Source organism: Sphingobium sp. B11D3B (genome assembly GCF_025961735.1).
Lineage (GTDB): Bacteria > Pseudomonadota > Alphaproteobacteria > Sphingomonadales > Sphingomonadaceae > Sphingobium.
This window is the reverse complement of the sequence record NZ_JAOQOF010000001.1, coordinates 2,458,983-2,476,741: the sequence shown is the minus strand read 5'-3', so window position 1 is coordinate 2,476,741 and position 17,759 is coordinate 2,458,983. Positions and strand designations below refer to the sequence as shown.

Annotated in this window: 17 protein-coding genes and 1 pseudogene; 8 read left to right on the top strand and 10 right to left on the bottom strand. The window is 61.2% G+C overall.

The features are described 5' to 3' along the window. Positions 1-41: 41 nt before the first annotated feature. From M2333_RS11555 to M2333_RS11545, 3 genes are read left to right on the top strand one after another with little or no spacing between them, the layout of a single operon-like run. Positions 42-473 (top strand): DUF4431 domain-containing protein, encoded by a 432-nt coding sequence (locus M2333_RS11555; RefSeq protein ID WP_264611854.1) that lies wholly within the window; start codon positions 42-44, stop codon positions 471-473. 1 nt (position 474) lies between these two features. Beyond that, entirely contained in the window at positions 475-861 is a 387-nt protein-coding gene (locus M2333_RS11550; protein WP_264611853.1) for a hypothetical protein, read from the top strand. Then, entirely contained in the window at positions 861-1,871 is a 1,011-nt protein-coding gene (locus tag M2333_RS11545; protein WP_264584149.1) for a hypothetical protein, read from the top strand. Before M2333_RS11550 ends, M2333_RS11545 begins: the two co-directional genes overlap by 1 nt. Positions 1,872-1,885: 14 nt before the next feature. On the opposite strand, the gene M2333_RS11540 is transcribed toward M2333_RS11545, so the two are convergent. Together M2333_RS11540 and M2333_RS11535 are read right to left on the bottom strand one after the other, a co-directional pair. Then, entirely contained in the window at positions 1,886-2,398 is a 513-nt protein-coding gene (locus tag M2333_RS11540; RefSeq protein ID WP_264584150.1) for a hypothetical protein, read from the bottom strand. Further along, positions 2,398-2,748 carry a hypothetical protein gene (locus tag M2333_RS11535; RefSeq protein WP_264611852.1) on the bottom strand — a complete coding sequence of 117 codons (351 nt, stop codon included), beginning with the start codon at positions 2,746-2,748 and terminating at the stop codon, positions 2,398-2,400. Before M2333_RS11535 ends, M2333_RS11540 begins: the two co-directional genes overlap by 1 nt. A gap of 173 nt (positions 2,749-2,921) precedes the next feature. On the opposite strand from M2333_RS11535, the gene M2333_RS11530 reads away from it, so the two are divergent. After that, complete coding sequence (locus M2333_RS11530; RefSeq protein ID WP_264611851.1) at positions 2,922-3,545, top strand: hypothetical protein; 624 nt, start codon at positions 2,922-2,924, stop codon at positions 3,543-3,545. 127 nt (positions 3,546-3,672) lie between these two features. On the opposite strand, the gene M2333_RS11525 is transcribed toward M2333_RS11530, so the two are convergent. Together M2333_RS11525 and M2333_RS17010 are read right to left on the bottom strand one after the other, a co-directional pair. Further along, complete coding sequence (locus M2333_RS11525) at positions 3,673-4,374, bottom strand: phosphoribosylanthranilate isomerase (protein ID WP_264611850.1); 702 nt, start codon at positions 4,372-4,374, stop codon at positions 3,673-3,675. Between the two features lie 42 nt (positions 4,375-4,416). Further along, on the bottom strand, positions 4,417-4,860 hold the full coding sequence (locus M2333_RS17010; RefSeq protein ID WP_413716527.1) for a VOC family protein: 444 nt from the start codon (positions 4,858-4,860) through the stop codon (positions 4,417-4,419). A gap of 66 nt (positions 4,861-4,926) precedes the next feature. Between M2333_RS17010 and M2333_RS17005 the strand changes: the two are divergent. Together M2333_RS17005 and M2333_RS17000 are read left to right on the top strand one after the other, a co-directional pair. Further along, positions 4,927-5,088, top strand: a pseudogene (locus tag M2333_RS17005) (LysR family transcriptional regulator); the annotation flags it as partial. Positions 5,089-5,407: 319 nt separating this feature from the next. Continuing rightward, positions 5,408-5,863, top strand: a complete 456-nt coding sequence (locus M2333_RS17000) for a LysR substrate-binding domain-containing protein (RefSeq protein WP_413716491.1) — start codon at positions 5,408-5,410, stop codon at positions 5,861-5,863. 44 nt (positions 5,864-5,907) lie between these two features. On the opposite strand, the gene M2333_RS11510 is transcribed toward M2333_RS17000, so the two are convergent. From M2333_RS11510 to M2333_RS11490, 5 genes are all read right to left on the bottom strand, one after another. After that, entirely contained in the window at positions 5,908-6,939 is a 1,032-nt protein-coding gene (locus tag M2333_RS11510; protein ID WP_264611847.1) for a LacI family DNA-binding transcriptional regulator, read from the bottom strand. A gap of 60 nt (positions 6,940-6,999) precedes the next feature. Beyond that, positions 7,000-7,440 (bottom strand): hypothetical protein, encoded by a 441-nt coding sequence (locus M2333_RS11505; protein WP_264611846.1) that lies wholly within the window; start codon positions 7,438-7,440, stop codon positions 7,000-7,002. An 89-nt stretch (positions 7,441-7,529) separates the two neighbouring features. Continuing rightward, the gene (locus M2333_RS11500; RefSeq protein WP_264611845.1) at positions 7,530-7,928 is read right to left on the bottom strand and encodes a c-type cytochrome; all 399 of its coding nucleotides are present in this window, start codon (positions 7,926-7,928) and stop codon (positions 7,530-7,532) included. Beyond that, positions 7,925-9,538, bottom strand: a complete 1,614-nt coding sequence (locus tag M2333_RS11495) for an FAD-binding oxidoreductase (protein WP_264611844.1) — start codon at positions 9,536-9,538, stop codon at positions 7,925-7,927. Before M2333_RS11495 ends, M2333_RS11500 begins: the two co-directional genes overlap by 4 nt. A gap of 220 nt (positions 9,539-9,758) precedes the next feature. Further along, positions 9,759-12,071, bottom strand: a complete 2,313-nt coding sequence (locus M2333_RS11490; RefSeq protein ID WP_264611843.1) for a TonB-dependent receptor — start codon at positions 12,069-12,071, stop codon at positions 9,759-9,761. 261 nt (positions 12,072-12,332) lie between these two features. Here M2333_RS11490 and M2333_RS11485 point away from each other — a divergent pair, with 261 nt between their 5' ends. After that, on the top strand, positions 12,333-12,845 hold the full coding sequence (locus M2333_RS11485) for a nuclear transport factor 2 family protein (protein ID WP_264584161.1): 513 nt from the start codon (positions 12,333-12,335) through the stop codon (positions 12,843-12,845). Between the two features lie 36 nt (positions 12,846-12,881). Beyond that, the gene (locus M2333_RS11480) at positions 12,882-14,222 is read left to right on the top strand and encodes a spinster family MFS transporter (RefSeq protein ID WP_264611842.1); all 1,341 of its coding nucleotides are present in this window, start codon (positions 12,882-12,884) and stop codon (positions 14,220-14,222) included. A 560-nt stretch (positions 14,223-14,782) separates the two neighbouring features. Here M2333_RS11480 and M2333_RS11475 read toward each other — a convergent pair. After that, on the bottom strand, positions 14,783-17,677 hold the full coding sequence (locus M2333_RS11475; RefSeq protein ID WP_264611841.1) for a TonB-dependent receptor domain-containing protein: 2,895 nt from the start codon (positions 17,675-17,677) through the stop codon (positions 14,783-14,785). Positions 17,678-17,759 lie beyond the last annotated feature (82 nt).

The window sequence follows — 17,759 nt, the reverse complement described above, 5'->3', positions numbered from 1 at the left end:
TGCAGCTTGAATGGATCGCACTGGTCGGCGCCGTATGCGTTATGCCCGCCGTGCCCGCTGCGGGGAACGAGATCGCTCAGCGTTGCGTAAACGCCACCCGCCCAGACGCTCTCGTCACCGTTGCCGGTAAGCTGACGCTTCAGAGCTTCCCCGGCCCGCCCAATTATGAAAGTGTCGCTCAGGGCGACGCCGAAGAACAGGTTTTCATACTGGAACTGCCGCGCCGCATATGTCTGGAAGATGGCGAATTTGCCGATGGCAGCGAGCGGTTCGACCGGGTGCAGGTTCATGCCATGGAGCCAGCGCTTCTTCGCGCGCTCCAGCACGCTGTCGGTCAGGACGTGACCGTGGCGGGCAGAGCGGTCGGCGCCCATACCGGCCATCACCATGCGCCGATGGTGGTGTTCGCGGGATCCGTTGTCGTCCGCGACAGCAGCGCGGCCGGCATGGACGATCAGCAGGACAGGAGATAAGATGAGCGCCCCCCTTATTGCCATGCTCGCCCTTGCCGGTGCCCAGGTGGCGCCGCCACCTCTGGTGGCGAACGACGATCAAGCGCACGCGGCGCGCCTGCACATCGGCGATACTGGCGTCCGCTGCGTTCGCCAGCCGTGCCCGAGCCGCGCCCTGTTCGACCCAAAGGGACAGGCGGGTCAGACTGATCGCCAGGCTATGCTCTATGTCGACCTCGACGGCAGCAAAACGTCGCCGCCGATGATCGGCGATCCAACTGCGCTTGCCGCGATCAGGACAGCGTGGAACGAACGGCAATGTCTTGCCATCGAAGGGCGGCTGATCCCGGGCGAAGATGATCGGCCTGTGCTGCGTGTGGATCGCGTCGTGGGGCCGTGCCACCAGTAATGACCGCTGCTGGAACGAAAGCATGGACATCGATCGCAATTGCTGCCGTTGCTGCGCTTGCGCTGGCAGGGTGTGGCGACCGTCCGGGGTCAGAAAAGGCCGGGGTCGCACTGGCCGAGGCGGTTTATCCCGGCGCGTTCGTCCTTCACGACAGCTATCTTCAAAAGGGCCATTATGACGTCGCGCTCGTGAAGAGGGGCGATTCGTTGACACGCCTGCGCTTCGCGATCGATGCCGACCCGGCGCAGTGCCGCGTGGGCACGGCCTGCGAGCAGCGCCTGCACCGCGCCTATGCAGAGGCTGTGGCGACGGGCATCAAGCTCAAGGCGCTCAATGCGGGCTTTGCGGCTTGCGATATCCCGATGTTGGGGCTCGACGACGCGGAGAGCGGATCCCGTTTCAGGGTGATCGTGGAACTTGGGCTTGATCCAGCCGACCAACAGCCAGCGCTTGACCGACTGGTCCCATGCATCACGACCTATCGGCAAGCTTTGCCGGCCAAGGCAGACGAGCATTTGCAGGTGTTATCCTTGCGTATTCTGCGTCCGGCGCAGGGAGGGCCGACCGCCCCGCAGTCCATGACGCTCGACAGCCGCCTGCCGGGCGCGCGGGCAGCAGAGCCGAGCTACCAAGTAACGATCGCGGCCGGAGATGATCGGCCGCGTGCGGCTGACCTGCGGCTCTATGTGCATTACGTCCGGGAGAGCGGCCTTGGCGACAAGCTGGCGGACGTCGCCCGGGATGCGCTGGCGAAGGATTCGATAGGCGGGCATGTGCCCAATTACGCGCTCAACTGGCAGCTCAAGCTCGACCCTCAGCGTCTGGATGTGGTCCGCACCTATGTGTTGGCGTGCAGCGTCGACCGGCCGGGGACAGGACCGTGCCGGACCGACATTGCCGTGCGCATGCGCTATGATCTGATCAAGGATGAGGCGTCCGAAGTGGGGGTCATCCACAATGTTCGGGATGATCGCGGGTCGTCGACATTGGCCAAACTGCCCGGCCGCTGATAGTCCGGTCGAAGTCAGTCGTCACCGCAATCAGGCACCATTGCCATCGTCATGGGCGCGCCGCCCAGACCGGCGACTGGGCGCATGACCATGTCACAACCCTTCTGGTCCGGCTTGGCTCGATTATTCGCTGCGGACCGTGTGTCGGCCTCGGGATCGGAGCAGACGCCCTGCGCGATCAATTTCAGACGGAACTGCTTGCCTTGTTCGCGAACCCAGGCATCCGCACTGACTTTACCATCCGCGCGCGCCCGGCGGACATATTCTGCCTCCAGATGGCGACGATCGGCGGCAGGCAGCGCATCGGCAGAGCATGTCTGCAATTGGGGCTTGGAACTGGCTTGCGCTGCCTTCTTATCCCCGGGGCTCATTGTGCGGGACTGGTTCTGGTGATCTTGCAGACGTTGCCACTGCTGATGCTCAAGGTGGCGGTCGAGCGTGTTGCTGTCCTGAGCCTGGGTCGCGGGGGCACAAAAAATCGATCCAACGAGCGTCGCCACAAAGAGCATGGTGCTGGATTTGTGCATCAGCACACGCCCTGCGCGGCCAGTTTTTGGCGGAACTGCATGCCTTGCTCACGCACCCAGACGTCGGCGCTTGCCTTACCGTCGGATCGGGCGCGGCGGACATATTCGGTTTCCATGCGACGGCGATCTGCGGTGGGCAGTGCGTCCGCCGAGCAGGTGCTCGCCCGCTTGCCTGGTGCCGCGTCATCGTCGCTGGTGCCATGCGTCTCGTCATAATGGTCGAAGGTGCTGCGCAACGCCTGCTGCCCGAGAATGCCGTTGCTCCAGATCGGCACGTCAATCATCACCTGCGCGACACTGGGCGCCGTGAATGAGAGGGTGCCGAAAGCGGCCAAAAGAACGAGGCGCACAATGTTCTCCTTTGTGGGCACAGTTTGAGCATGTCGTAGCTGAACAGTAGCTGGCATATGTAAGATATTGAAACGGCTCGCCGATCTAATCCATCGTCTGGCCGAGGTGATGTTCGTTTGATGGAGGATTTGCGAAATGGTCGCGGCGTGTCGCGAATGAGGAGGGTTTTGAGTTGAGGCATTATCGGAGTGCGAAAGACGGTGCTGCGGCTCTCCTTTTGCTTCTGGGCACGACCGGGTGCTCGAAATCCAGCGAGGCGGATAATGCGGCCGAAATCGATTCGGCCCGCGTTACTCGCCTCTTTACGGAAGGCTTTAATAGCGAAACGACCGGCGCATCTGCCACGGAGCAGACATCCCAACATGGGAGCCAGATAGCCGATCCCCGCGCAGGCATTCCCTTCGATCGTTCGCGCACCGTGACGGCGAAGGTGGAAGAGGCGGTGAGCAAGAATCCAGGCAGTTTGTTGTCGCTCCGCTTTGCGCTTGTCGCTCCTGGCGATTTTCTAAGATCCGGAAAGGCGCGAACCGTTTGGGCCCGCGAGTTGGCCGCGCGAAGCTATCCGGCGGACACCGTCGCCGGCGCGACCGCGCTTATGTTCGGGGTTGCCTGGGAACTGGCGAACGCGCGCAAGCTGTCCGCCGCTGATAATGCTGCAATCCTGCGCCAAGTCACGACCAAGCTGCGTGGCGATCCGCTGGAGCGTCAAAATGATGAGCGACGCCAGATCCAGGTCGATTTGCGGCTGATCACAGCCGGCTTGTGGCTGGAGGAGGCGTATCTGCGCGAACGCTAGCCCGAACAGATGCGAGACCTGTCCGATGCCGTCCATCGCGACATGCAGAAAATGACCAGCAACGACATGCGCAAGATTGCTGTCACAGCCGATGGACTCTCGGATTGAGGCAAAGCCCGGCAGGCCGTTAGCAGCAATGGCTTCCATCGGTCGTATCCGCACTCGCCACGGCCGCGTCGGTTTGCGTTACCGCAGCCACGAAAGCGCTCAGCTTTTCCGGGTCGAGCTGGCCATCGGTCCGTACGCCTGAGCACAGGTCCAGCCCAAAGGGCCGAACCTGCCGTATCGCATCTGCCACATTCGCCGCCGACAACCCGCCCGCCAGAAACACGGGCCTGTCGGTCGATCGCACAAACGCCGCGCTGACGGCCCAGTCATGGGCACGGCCGGTGCCGCCCAGCTCCGCGATCTTGGCGTTCGGCCGCCCTGAATCCAGCAAGAAGGCGTGGATGTGGGGCGCGTAACCGGGGATCAGGTCGAGAGCCTCAGGGCCTTCCACGTGGATCACCTGAACACGGCGGATGTGGGGCTCAAACATTGCCAGTTTCTCGGACTCGGCTGGATCGATGTGCGACACGATCTGGACCGTGGACGGGTTGGTCGCACGGATATGCGCCGAGATTGCCTCCGCCGTCGTCTCCGACGTCAGAAGGAACGTGGCGACCGGCGGGGGCACCATTGCGGTGATTTCGGCGATGCGGGCGTCCGAGATCGGGCCGGGGCCGGACGGCATGCGTGCCACCAGGCCCAGTGCATCGGCGCCTGCTCGAATTGCTATGTCTGCTTCCTGCGGAGATGCAATACAGCACACTTTGATACGCGTTCTCATGATTTTCCTCCTGCTGCCGTCCTAGAGCGGCAGCAACCTATCCTATGTATTCGCACACTTGTCCGACTGAACCGTGAAGGCGATCTCCTGCCCAAAGGAAAGCTCGAGCGTGTTTCCGTCGGGATCGGCAATGTACGTCCATAGCCCGACGGGCGGCCCGTCGTTGCGGGGCGCGGAGCGCAAGATGCCGCGAGCACTGGCTTGGGCCGCGCGCCGGAAGACGTCCTCGGGCTGGGCGCATGTGATGCCGAGATGCCCAAATGGCCCAAGCGACGTGTCGCGCAAACGGGCTGAAGCCACCAGCACAAGCGCGAACGGGCGGACTCCATCAGCCATCCATGCCACCTCGTCCACATCGCCGCCGGCCACCCTACGATGAACGACATGAAGGTCGGCGAACGCCTCGTAGAAGCTGATGCTTCGATCGAGATCGCGGACGACAAGGGCAACGTGGGAAAATCCCAGATCCGTTTTGGCTGACTGCATCATGCTCCGGCTCCTTTGTTGAGGAACGTGCATCATTGACAGATGGAATGAAAATTCCTCATTGATATGATGAATATGCAGAATATGGATGAGTTGACCCCGGCCGACCTCAGCCTGCTTCCAGTGCTGGAAGCCCTGATCGAGGAACGACACGTCTCGCGCGCAGCTTCGCGGCTTAACCGCTCGCAGCCGGCCGTCAGCCATGCACTGGCGAGACTTCGGGATGTGTTCAACGATCCGTTGCTGGTGAGAGGCAAGGGCGGTCTGCAACTGACCGCGCGTGCGCAGCAATTGGCGGAGCCTCTTGCGCACGCGTTGGCCACCATCCGATCGATGACCGATCAACCTGCATTCGATGCCACGACATGCAGCCGTCATTTCCGCCTGTCCTTGTCCGACTATGGCGCAGCGATCCTGCTGCCGGAACTCGTTGCACGGCTGCGCAAGTTGGCACCACTGATGGATCTATCGGTCATATCCTACGGCCGGGAGCGCGCTCGCTGCGCTGGCGGATGCGGAAATCGACCTTGCTGTTGGCGTTTATCCATTGCTGGGGCGAGCAAGGCGCAGCGATCTGCGAAGTACAACACTCTTTGGGGAGACATTTGCCTGCCTGTTCGATCAGCCGAGCGATGGCGACGCGCTGACGTTGGAAGAGTATCTCGCGCGTCCTCACGTCCGCGTAACGGTGGCTCTGCAGGACGATAGCGAAATCGACGATGCGCTGGCGCGGCTTGGGCACAAACGTCGCATCGCCGTGCAAGTCCCGCATTGGTCGACAGCGCCTGAGTTGATCATGGGGACCGATCTCATACTGACCGCAGCGCGCCGGAGCATCGAGCATCTGGGATACGGACACTGCAGCGCTCTACCGTTCAGGTTGAACAGCTTCCCATTCGTCCAGACATGGCACCGGCGCCGCTATAATGATCCTGCACACCGCTGGCTGCGCGCGCAGATTGAGGCGATAGCAGGCGGACCGGAGGGGGGAGAAAGGGCGTAGTCGTGGCGAGAGAGTGCTCACTTTTGCCGGCAGGGACATCGGGCTCAGGTGCTGCGCCGTTCCACAAGCGTGAAGCCGATGTCCACGCGCGCTGCTTTGGCGCGATCACGCTGGTTCTTGGACAAGGCCTTGAGCATGAGGGCCGCTGCCTGACGCCCCATCTTGGCGCCGTCGATCCGGACGGACGTCAAGGATGGCTCCAACTCCTGGGCGAAGTCGAAATCGCCGAAACCCATCACGGCAAGATCATCGGGAACGCGGACGCTGCGGACGGCGGCCTCGATCAGCACGCCTTGCGCCAGCCAATCAGAAGAGCAGACAATCACATCCGGTCTCTCGCCCGCCTCCCATATACGGCCGAAGCTGCGCCGGCCTTCGCCGATGGTGCCGGGCAGGCTGTGGTCGATACTGCGAGGCTCCGGCCGCCCTGCTTCCATCAACACCCTCGAAATTCCATAGCGACGGATGTGCCCTCTGCTGCTGTCCGTTGAGAAGATCATCGGGCGCTGATAGCCCTTGCGCATCAGGAAGTTGCCCACTGCGATGCCGATATCATGGTGAGAAATTCCCGCCACCATATCGATGGGACTGATCGGGGTTTCCCACGTCTCGACGATCGGCAGGTTGGATTCGACCAGCAAAGCGCGCACGTCTGGCGAAATGGGGAGGCCGATGAGAATGAGACCGCCAGGGCGGCGGCTCAGAATTTGGGTCACGATCTTCTCTCGGGTCGCATCTCTCTCGTAAATCCCGAGCAACGTCTGATAGCCGCCATCATCGAGCGCCGCGACCGCAGCCCGCACCGTCGTGTCGAACAGTTCGAGCGGGGTCGGCGGCGCCATGATCGCGATGAGCCGGCTGCGGTTGGTGATCACCGTCCCGGTCGTCAGCGACGGGATATAGCCCGTTTCCGCAATGGCGGCATGAACACGCCCGAGCGTTTCCTTGGTGAGAAGATCGGGGGTATTCAACGCCCTTGAGACGGTGGCCGTCGAGACCTGCGCTGCCCTGGCGACGTCGGCGAGGGTTGCGCCCGCGCGGCGGCGGACCGTTCCTTCACTCGACGACGTGACCATCTATTCCGTTACTCCTTGAACCGGCTCTGCCGAGCGCGAAGCTTGAGCGATCCGCGCCGCTTAGGCAATGGCCCAGGACCACAGGACTCCGTTGCGCTTTTCTCTGTCTCGCTCCCGTAGGCGGCTGTCAATTGGAGCGTTGGTATGGGTGCTCATCATGGTCCAGAGCGCTTGGGGCCATTGCTCACCGGCAGCCTCCAACACATCCGCTTGCGCGGCCGGACCGATCGACACGCGATGTGCAGCACGCTCACCCCCTGTTTGATGGGACATGCAAAATCGCAGCGAGCCGCGCATCTCTGCCGCGATACCAAGGGCGACGACCATATCGGCATAGCCGGTCAAACCCATCAGGCTGCCATATGATGCCTCGCGCAACGCCCCATACCAGAGCGTCGCAAGATCGCCGTGGCTGTGCAGAAGCTGAGCCTGGGCATCGATTGCCGCCGCGGCAAAAGCGCTCGTTCCAGCGAAACGGGGGTCCACGATCACATGTCGCATCTGCGCTGTGGCCTGCGCCGCCCGAAGATGTGGCGGGAGGATAAGGCCAGCGGCTGCAAGGCCGCCGAGCTTCAGAAGGTCTCGCCTTATCATCGTGCCTGCGCCTTGTCCTTGTCGGGCGTGGCAAGAAATGCCGCGAGCCTCTCCAGCTCCTCGTCCGTCACTTCAACCCGCGTGATCGGCGGCATGCTGAACACGCCGTGGCGTGCGACCACCTTCACATAATCCGCCGGAAGATCGGTCCGTTCGGCAAGAAGCGCGCGCTCCTTGCCCCAGCGCCGTTGGAGCTGGATGGTACCTGTGCCTCCAGGTAAATGACAGTAGCCACAATGTTGGAGGAACAGTGCTCTCCCGTCTTTCCCGGGCGAAGCCGTAGCCGATGCCGTGGTTGATGCCGGGACAGGCGTGGCCGCGTCAGACGATGCAAAGGCAGCCGCTGTGCTCGCGATAATCAGCGCCGCAACGGCACTACACTGGATGGCAGTCACGCTTCCTCTCCCTGGCCGTGGGCTTTGTAGGCTGTTGGCCAAATGCCGTTTTTACCGGGTGCAATGATGCCATTGGGATCGATGGCATTCTTCACGGTCTCGTTGAACCGCGCCAAGGCGCCGCCGTTGAAATCAAAGCTCTTCGCGACCGGATCCATGAAATCGAGATGGGTGCGGTATTCTCCGAATCCGGCTGCTTTGGCGTCGGCGATGAGCACGTGGAACAGCCTGTTGGCCCGAGCCACCATGTCGGCGTCGTCACGGTCATAGAGCAGGATGTTCACATTGTTGATGTGGCGATGACCCATGGTGAAGGAGGTATAATAGTCCAGACCATGTTCCTCGAAGCGCGCCTTCATCGCGCGGAAGGTCTTGCGGGCCAGGGTGCCATCGGGCGGCATGACCGGGGAGAAGCCCATATGGCCGCCGCGGCCGCCCCACCAATTAACGATCTGGAGAGACGTCGCGCTCGGCGCCCGCGCGGCCGCCTTGTCGAGAGGATCGCCCCGCTGCCATACCTCGAACTCGATGGCCTTACCGAGATGGGGCTCAAGAGCTTTGCGGATCAGTTGCTCCTTGGCGCGGACAATGCCTTCGTGGCCATAGACGCCGAGATTGAAGCGCCACCATCCGATGTCATAATGCTTCATCATCTTCTCGGCGATGGCATCGGGGAGGGCGCCCTTGCCGTCGTACCACTCGCTGCGCTGGGACAGCACGGCCGCGTCGTGAAGATAATTGCCGAACACGAAATTGTGGTCGACGACATTGTTCACGCGCAGTTGGTGGAGTTCGCGAATGGCCCATTCGATGTCGTCGGCCTGAGGTAGCTCGACTTTCGCTCGCAAGGTCATTTCCGGTTCGGGCATCAGCCACAGGCCCATCTTGGTGACCACCCCGAAGTTCGACTGAACGAAGGCCTGATCCCAGGAGGGACCGAAGCCGTGCTGATAGGCCTGCCAGGTTTTACTCCCGGCCATCGCGCCCATACCGGTCCGGAGCAGATCGCCTGTGGGCGTAACTACCTCCATACCGCAGATTTTCGCCGCGTGATCGCCATAGGGGGTGTAGCCCAAGCCTCGCTCCAGGGCGTTGCCCATCACGCTGCCCCAGGCATTGCCTGGCGTCGACATCCAGAGCGGAATATTGTTCTGCCGGAGGTAGTTGTAGAGATCGTAGAAGCCTACGCCCGGCTCGAGAAGGCAGTGGCCATATTTCACATCCACATCCAGGATGCGGTTCATGCGGCCGAGGTCCAGAACGACCGATCCCGGCATGGCCGGCGCTGCCCAGCCATAGCCCAGATTTTTCCCACGGGCGGTGGGCCACAGCGGGACGCGATGTTCATTGGCGAGCCGGACAAGGGCGCGCACTTCTTCCGCGCTGGCTGGCGCAACGGCGGCGGAAGCTTCATGGTTCAGCCCATCGCCGAGCGCATAGGGGTCTATATAGGTTGCGCGGTCCTCATCGCTGGAAAGGACCCACTGCGATCCCACGACTGCCTCGAACGCGCGCAGGGCCTTGGAAAAAGCGGCATTGCCAAGATTTGGGGGGGCTTTGACGGACATCATTCTCTCCTTGGTAAGAGAATAACCTGGGGCGAATTTCAATGCAAGAATTACATTCTATATGCGACTATGTCAGCAATTATTTGAAATAGTTTCATTCAGCCCATGTCGGCGCTAGGCGTTCTGCAGAAAGGCCCAGACGTCGTACGCCTTACGGTTATCCTTCCCTTGGCTGGGCCGATCGTTCGAAGCGGCTTCGAAAAGGGGGGATGCCGCTTGGGCGACATCCCCTTGAGCGAAGGAAGCGTTCAGAAGGGAGCGTTCAGAAGCGGCGGCCCACCGTCACCGCCCATTCACGCGGGCGACTGGGTTGGCCGGTAAAGATGTAGCTTCCCGACTGGATAAACTTGTTCACATAATAGAACTGATCGAACAGGTTCGTGACCGAGACGGCCGCGTACCATTCGTCATCCGGGGCATTATAGCCAAGGCGGGCGTTGGCCACTGCATAGCCTTCCTGCACCGCACGGGGATTGTTGGTCCACTCGTTGAAAACCTTGGACTGGTAGTAGACGTCGAAACGCGGCGTCAGCGTGCCGCCATTGCCCAGATCGGCGCGGTACTGGATGCCCGCATTATACTTCCACTCCGGCGAACCGGGCGCTTTGCTGGCGAGCGACGGGCCGCCTGAAACGCCTGCCGCAGCGCCGAGATCCTTGATTTTGAAGTCCGTGTAACTGCCGGACATATCGATTTGCAGCCCCCGCGCCGGCCGGATCTCCAGTTCAGCTTCCAGGCCGTTGATGCGCGCGCTGCCGGCATTGGCAACAACGATGCTGGGGACGCCATTGATATCGTACCCATTCGCGCTCAACTGCAGGTTGGAATAGTCGCTGTGATAGGCGGCCAGGTTGAGCCGAACCAGTCGATCGAACAGGTCGCTCTTGAGGCCGATCTCGTAAGCATTCAGCGTTTCAGGCCCGAACGGCACTGCCGTGGCGGGCGTGAAGGGGCGAGGATTGATGCCGCCGCCCTTGAAGCCGGTCGAAAACTGGCCGTAGACCATGACATCGCTGGTCAGCTGGTAATCCATCCCGAGCTTGTAGTCGACGCGTTCCATCTCCGACTTGGGAGAGGTGAAGGGGCCGCCTGCAAAGAAGGACGTGCCCGACGGCACATTGACCCGGTCAAAGCGATAGGTCTTGGATTCCTTGGTGTACCGCAGGCCGGCCGTCACGGAAAACTGCTCGGTCAGATGCAGCGTACCATGCGCGAAAGCGGAGCGGTTGGTGGCGTGGGTGCTGTCATTCTGGTCAAAGGCGATGTTGGAGGCCGCAAGATAGGCGCCGCCCCCCAAGGAACTGTCGCCCTCGAAATAGAAGACGCCCGTCGCCCAATCCAGCATGTCGTTGAACGAAGTCCCGACTAGGCGGAATTCCTGGGTAAACTGATCGAACCCCGCCAGATTATCGGTCAGTGCGACCGGGAGCGGCGCGTTATTGGCGTTCTGGGTGAAGCGGCCGCTGAACGTCTGATAGGCGGTAATCGATTTGAACTGCACGCCCTCTGCAAGTGTCCAGCTGATATCGCCCGAATAACTCTCCGAATGAACGGTGTTCACGGCCGGCACGGCTCGCCCGAGGAACTTGCTGTCGTAGCTCGCGAAGGTCACATAGGGGTCGACAATGAACCGCTGATCGAAGGGGATGCCGAACGCCGGGATTAGGCGATTATTGTTATGGTTGACCAGCGCCGCCGCTGCCGTGTTGACATAAATGAGCGAGTCAGCCGCACCCTCCGAATTATCGCGGATGATTTCTGCAGCGACATTGACCTCGATGTCGGGCGAAGGCGTCCAGCGCAATGCGGCGCGTCCTGCGCGCACGCTCTCGCCGCCCAAAGTCCCGAGCTTGCAACTATTGCCGTGAGTAGAAACTGTCGGCTTGAGATTGCCGGCCAGGGCCGGATAGGCGCAGGCAAAATCCACCCGGTCCACATAGCCGTTCCGTTCCTTTGACGCGAAGGAGACGCGCAAGGCCAGCTTGTCCGCGACAAGCGGCACGTTCAACATGCCCCGCAGATCGATGCGATCATAGCTGCCATAGGTGCCTTCGACGGAGGCGCCGAACGAGTCCTGCGGTTTCTGGGAAATCAGGCGAACAGCGCCGCCGATGGAGTTCTTGCCGAACAGAGTCCCTTGCGGGCCGCGCAGGATCTCGACCCGCTCAAGGTCCAGCAGGTCGAAGGAGGTTCCGAACAGCGACGCATGATACACGTCATCGACATAGAAGCCCACGGCAGGCTCCAGCGCAAAGTTGAAATCGGACTGGCCAATGCCGCGAATATAAGCCTGCGTGGACTTGCCGTAGCCCGAACTCCCAAGGCGCAAAGTGACGCTGGGTGCGGCTTTTCCGACATCGGCGATGTTGCCGAAGCTGCGCTCGCTGAGCTGTTCGCCCGTCATCGCGGTGATCGCGATCGGCGTGTCCTGCAGATTGGTTGATCGGAACTGCGCGGTCACGACGATGTCCTGCGCGTCTTCGTCCTGCGCATGGGCTGCGGTCGCAAGCGCACCTAAAGCGAGCAGCGATGCCCCGCTCAGCGCGCTTCTCTTCAGCATTTCACGAAAGATCATGTCGTCTCCTCTCCCTGTTGATGATGGCCTCCTCCGGCGAGGAGGCGCCGGATTCACTCCGGCCTGATGCGCGCTGATACATCTCGGATGCCGACAAATGCAATATACAATGCAAACTTTACATATTGCGTTGATTCTGCTTGAAAGAGCTCTGGAGACGAAAATCGTCAAAATACAATGGTGATCACATAGCGACGCTGGAGGGCGAATGCCGACAAAAATGAAAATATCTCAGTGGTCCTACCATGGGGTCACTGCGGCATGAGCGGCCAGTTTGATGGTATTTCCATTCGCGACCGGCTCATGATTTCAGACCGCATGGCGCGCTATTCATGGGCGATCGACTCGGGCGATCTGCCTGCCTATCTGGATTGTTTTACGCGCGATGGCGTGCTTCGCCATCCGCTGCGGGATGGTAGCCCGGGCGTGTTTACGGGCCGAGAGGGGATTGAGGCCTTCATCGGTGGCAGCATCAGTCAGCGCGCCACCCAAACCTATGGTCATCAACATCAGTTCAATGCCCCCCAACTCAGCAGGGAAGGGGATGACATCCGCGTGGCGGCGTATTGCATGATCTTCCGGCATGAGTTCCACCGGCAATACTGGCCTCGCGGTGCCTCCTGGAGGATGGGCACATGGCATGCCCTGTTTCGGTTTGCCGACGATGGGTGGAGGATCGCGGACCTGGATGTGCGGATGTGGACGGATACCGCACTTGGGGCCGGCACTGCATTGGTGGAGCGTGGACCGGGGATGCCGGGCACGAAGGACTGACAGAGAAAAGAGACGGACTGGGAGGGGAGAGGCAAGATGGACGATGAAGAAACGCAGGCGACAGACCATTCGCCCTATCCATACTGGATGATGTTCATCCTTCTGCTGGTTGCGCTGTCTTGTTTCATCGACCGGGTGATCGTCGCCGCGCTCGGCCCGGCCATTAAGGCCGACCTCGGCATCAGCGATGCACAGTTCGGCCTGTTGACGGGTCTGGCCTTTGCTTTGCTTTACACGACTGCGGGTATCCCGGTGGCCCGCTTGGCCGATCAGGGCAGGCGGGTAACGTTACTCGCCGTCGCGACGACCATCTGGTCGCTCATGACGATGGCAAGCGCTTACGCGGCCAGCTACTGGCACCTGCTCCTGCTACGGCTGGGCGTCGGCATCGGTGAGGCGGCCGCCAGTCCCTGCACGGTGTCCATGGTGTCGGACAAATTCCCCCGCAACAAGCGGGCGACTGCGCTTGCCGTGGTGGCGCTCGGGGCTTCGTTCGGTTCGCTCATCGGCGGTTTCGGCGGGGGCTGGCTTGGCGAGACCGTGGGGTGGCGGCACACCTTCCTGATCGTCGGTGCTCCCGGCCTGCTCCTCGCACTCCTCATCCTCACCGTCAAAGAGCCCATCCGTGGCCGTTTTGACGATCCTGCCAGCATGACTCGGGAAATGCCCAGCTTTGTGGCGATGCTGGGTATTTTGGGGGCAAAGCGCACATTCCTGCATCTCGGTATGGCCTGCGGTCTCAACAGCTTTGTGAACTTCGGAATTCTGTTGTTCCTGCCGATGTATTTCGGCCGAGCCTATGAGATGAGCATGACGCAGGCCGGCCTGCTGTTCGGCATCGTCACCGCCATTTCAAATGGCACCGGCACGTTGCTGGGTGGCATGGGAGCCGACTGGGCAGGCAAGCGGGACGAGCGCTGGTACGCCTGGTTGCCCGCGCTCTGCCTTCTGTGCGCAGCGCCGCTCTACATGATCGGGCTGTCGATGCCGAACTGGCAGACTGCCATGCCCCTGGTGGTGATCGGCGCGACGCTCGCCTTCACCTATTACGCGCCCACCTTCGGCGCGATCCAGAACATGGTGGAGCCGCGTATGCGCGGGACCGCGTCGGCGATCATTATATTCTTCCAGAATCTGGTCGGAATGGGGATTGGCCCCCTATTCGTCGGATTTCTCAGCGACACCTTTGCCGCCCGGGCTTATGCTGGCAATTATGCGGCAGAATGCCACGGCGCAGTCGGGCAGGCCGCTATCGATTGCGCGTTGGCCGGAACCGTCGGCATCCGCTATGGGATGATCATCTGTGCGTCCTTCGCCATTTGGGCTGGCTTTCATTACTGGAGAGCATCCCGCACGCTCAAAAACGACGTTCTCTGACGCTTGTTGTGCTGCCTAGGTTCAAAGAAGTACGGCGACATGCGCCCTGATCGCGGAAGTTCCGTTCCTAGCGTAAGAATCCTGAAGGCCGCCGTCCGTTCAGTGGAAGCAAGTCGGGGTTTCTTTGAGTAGAGGTGTTCCGAACATGCCGGCGCGAGCTTTAAAACTTGCCGCTCATGGCGTAAACTCAAAAGCGCTGTTTGTCATTGGCTCGCGGTAGAAGTCCGCGCGAGATCCGTTCTAGCGATAATCGAGGTGTTGCCATCACACAGGGTTGCCAACGCGAATCGGGGTAGAGGAACGCCGCGCATTTGGTACCAGTCGTATCTGCGGCTCGGATAGGCGAGACATATGAGCAAATCGCTCGAATTCCAGTGCCGGACCGGATGGCGCTGGAATTCGAGAAGCCAATAGCAAAGAGAACATGTAGGACTGAGAAATGCCCTGCCCGCGCAACTGAAGAAACGCTCCTTCATTGCAACTTCTACGGACTACGTCGGCTTCTACTAGCCCGGCCGAATCGGAAGTGGGAGGGCTTTTGATCTACACGTAATCTAGATCTAAAATTTCACCCGCGCGCCCATCGTAAACCTGCGGCCGACCAAGTCGAACAGGAAGGGGTTGGTGCCCGAGCCGCTGTAGACATTCACAGGAGGCGTGGGATTGGTAAGGTTCTTGACCGCGCCATAGACCTGGAGCGAACGGCCGCCGATGTCGAAAGTATAGCTGGCGCCGACATCGAGATAGAACATGGCTTCGATGTGATTGTCGCTGATGCTGTTCGGCAGATCGGTATCGTAGCCGGCGTCGGTCGGCCCGACCAGCGTCACGTCCATCATGCCCGCCGAGATGAAGCGGCCTTGGACGTTGAAGTTGAACGGGCCGCTGTCGAGGCTGATGGTCGAATTGACCGTCCATCGCGGCAGGCCCGGCTGCGCGCCGGTCTGAACGCCGGTCTGGCCTGCACGGTTGATCGAGCCGACCGAGTCCACCGTGATGAGATCGGCCACATAGGACGCCAGCACGCGGAAATTCAGGCTCTGCCGGTCGCCCAGCCGCAGACGATAATCCCCTTCAAGGTCGATCCCGCGCACGATCAGCGTGTTGAGATTGAGCCAGGGATTGCGGACCTCCACGATCTCATTGGCATTGGTCGCGCCGAAGGTGATGAGACTGCAGAATTCGGACACGTTTGCCAGTAAGCAACGATCGACGATGGTCTGACCGCCGACCTGACTGATCGCTTCCTGAATCTCGATATCGTAATAATCGGCGGACAAGCGAAGGCCATTGAGGAAGCCGCGCGGCGTCAGCACCACGCCTGCGGTCCAAGTATCCGCGATTTCCGGGTCCAGCGCGGTGTTGCCGCCGGAAAAGACGCGCGGCAGATACTGCACGCCGGATGCCCCGACCACCCGGGAGGAAACGGATGTTGTTGATCCGAACAGTTCCAGCAGATTGGGCGCCCGGATGTCGCGCGACCGCGTTCCACGAAGACGCAGCCAGTCGGTCACGTCCCAAACGGCGCCGACTTTCCAAGTCGTGACGCTGCCGCTGGTGCTGTAGTCCGTCAGGCGGATGGCACCGTTCAGCTCGAGATTCTGCGCCAAGGCCATGTCCTTGGCGAGCGGTACGATGGCTTCGAGATAGCCCTCCTTTACGCTCACTCTGCCGGACACGGCGCTGCCGTTGCCGACATACCAGCCGTTGGCTAGCGAGATTGGATCGGCATCGCCCGAAATTGTGTCACGGCGATATTCACCGCCCGCGGCGATGGAGACAGGACCTGCCCAGGTGCTGAATGGCTCGCCCTGGATATTGGCGGCAACCACATGCTGCTTGATCGTGGAATTCTGCCAACCCACGCCATAGGTGAAGACCTTGGCGGCGGGGTCCCACTGATTTTCACCGAACGGGTTGATGGCGATGCAGCCCGGCGCGTCATTGGCCGGGTTTGCATCCGCATTCACGCGGCAGACGATGTCACCGGCGCTGTTGCGGACAGCGTCGATGGCTTGGGCAAACCGCGCATTGATGCGGTTGTTGGCCATCTGCTGCTCATATTTGTTGTGGCCGAACTGATAATAGGCGTCCCACTTCCAGCCGCCGCCAAGCTCGCCCTGAAGTCCTGCGACAGTGCGGAATGTGCGGTTCTGCCCACGGTATTTGGCGACCCCGAAATCATCGCCGTCTCGCGCCAGTACAATGGACGCCTGGCTGGGGCCCATCAGCGCAAGAATCTCGGGCGGCAGAAACGGATTATCACGACGGATCGTCAGGCTAGTCTCCCGAAACTGCGCGCCATTCTGCGTGCCGAGGACATTACCATAGGACAGTTCGGCGAAGCCCTTGATCGTGTCCGTGAATTCATACTCGCCATGAACATAAGCTGCCCAGCGGCGGACAGGCGACTTCATCAGATGCGCCGAGGTGAACGGATCCTCGAGATGGCCGTCCCCGCCAACTTGAGCGAAGGTGGACGGCCACTGCCCGTAGTCCCAGCCGTTGATGACCGGCGTGCCATCCGGCCGGAAATATGTGCCGCGCAGGAGCGGGCTGCCGCCCGCGCCCGGCGAATTGATGAGGCCGGGGGTAATGAGCGTTGGATGCTTGTGCGGTAAGGTCACCCGGTTCGGCAGAGGATTGTTGGGGTTGGGATTCGCGGCAGTCGGCGCGATCCAGTCGTTGTTGGTGAAGTTGCTGTACTCCATCGCGCAATAGTCGATGTCGAAACAGCCACCCATGCCCTTGTTGCTGGCATATTCGAACGCGGCGACGATATGTCCTCGCCCGCCGCCGAACGAATTGCCGCCCGCGAATGCGAACTGAAAATTCTCGTCATCTCCGCGCTCGGAGATGCCATATTGCCCCTGCGCGCGAAATCCGGTCAGCTTGGTATCCAGGATCAGGTTGACTACGCCCGCCACCGCATCCGAACCATAAGCGGCCGAAGCGCCGCCGGTGACGACCTCGGCACGCTGGATGAGCATGGTAGGAATGAGATTGAGGTCGACTGTTCCTTGCGGCGACGAGGGAATGAAGCGTCGGCCGTTCACCAGCACCAGCGTGCGTTGCGGGGCGAGACCGCGCAGATCGAGCGTGCGCGCGCCGATATTGCCGGTGATGGTGACAAAGGAGTTTTCCGGCGTCTGGCTCGGCCGGAAGGCCGGCATCTCATTGAGAACCTCGGCGATGTTGGTGTCGCCTTGCGCCTGAATGCTATCCTGACCGACTACGGTCACAGGCGTCGGCGCGTTGAAGCCCTGCCGTGCGATGCGAGAGCCGGTGACGACGATTGCTTCATCGTTCTGGGCCGTACCTTCCTGCGGATCGATGCTCGCGCTCTGGGCAAATGCGTTGCCCGTCGTGAGCACCGCCAGACCGACGGCCAGCGCCGAACGGCTCAGGCCATGGTTGAAAGCCTCAAACATGCGGATCGAACGTGGCATTCTCATATTTTCTCTCCCCATCGCCATGATGCGTTGCATGGCTCTGTTCTTGGTTATGTTCGCCGGTCTGGTGGAGGGCGGTGATGGG

What these genes read in the sequence shown, in the direction of transcription:
- M2333_RS11555 (WP_264611854.1), top strand. Translation starts at nt 42, where the DNA reads ATGCCCGCCGTGCCCGCTGCGGGGAACGAGATCGCTCAGCGTTGCGTA.
- M2333_RS11550 (WP_264611853.1), top strand. Translation starts at nt 475, where the DNA reads ATGAGCGCCCCCCTTATTGCCATGCTCGCCCTTGCCGGTGCCCAGGTG.
- M2333_RS11545 (WP_264584149.1), top strand. Translation starts at nt 861, where the DNA reads ATGACCGCTGCTGGAACGAAAGCATGGACATCGATCGCAATTGCTGCC.
- M2333_RS11540 (WP_264584150.1), bottom strand. Translation starts at nt 2,398, where the DNA reads ATGCACAAATCCAGCACCATGCTCTTTGTGGCGACGCTCGTTGGATCG.
- M2333_RS11525 (WP_264611850.1), bottom strand. Translation starts at nt 4,374, where the DNA reads ATGAGAACGCGTATCAAAGTGTGCTGTATTGCATCTCCGCAGGAAGCA.
- M2333_RS17010 (WP_413716527.1), bottom strand. Translation starts at nt 4,860, where the DNA reads ATGCAGTCAGCCAAAACGGATCTGGGATTTTCCCACGTTGCCCTTGTC.
- M2333_RS11510 (WP_264611847.1), bottom strand. Translation starts at nt 6,939, where the DNA reads ATGGTCACGTCGTCGAGTGAAGGAACGGTCCGCCGCCGCGCGGGCGCA.
- M2333_RS11505 (WP_264611846.1), bottom strand. Translation starts at nt 7,440, where the DNA reads ATGCGACATGTGATCGTGGACCCCCGTTTCGCTGGAACGAGCGCTTTT.
- M2333_RS11490 (WP_264611843.1), bottom strand. Translation starts at nt 12,071, where the DNA reads ATGATCTTTCGTGAAATGCTGAAGAGAAGCGCGCTGAGCGGGGCATCG.
- M2333_RS11485 (WP_264584161.1), top strand. Translation starts at nt 12,333, where the DNA reads ATGAGCGGCCAGTTTGATGGTATTTCCATTCGCGACCGGCTCATGATT.
- M2333_RS11480 (WP_264611842.1), top strand. Translation starts at nt 12,882, where the DNA reads ATGGACGATGAAGAAACGCAGGCGACAGACCATTCGCCCTATCCATAC.
- M2333_RS11475 (WP_264611841.1), bottom strand. Translation starts at nt 17,677, where the DNA reads ATGAGAATGCCACGTTCGATCCGCATGTTTGAGGCTTTCAACCATGGC.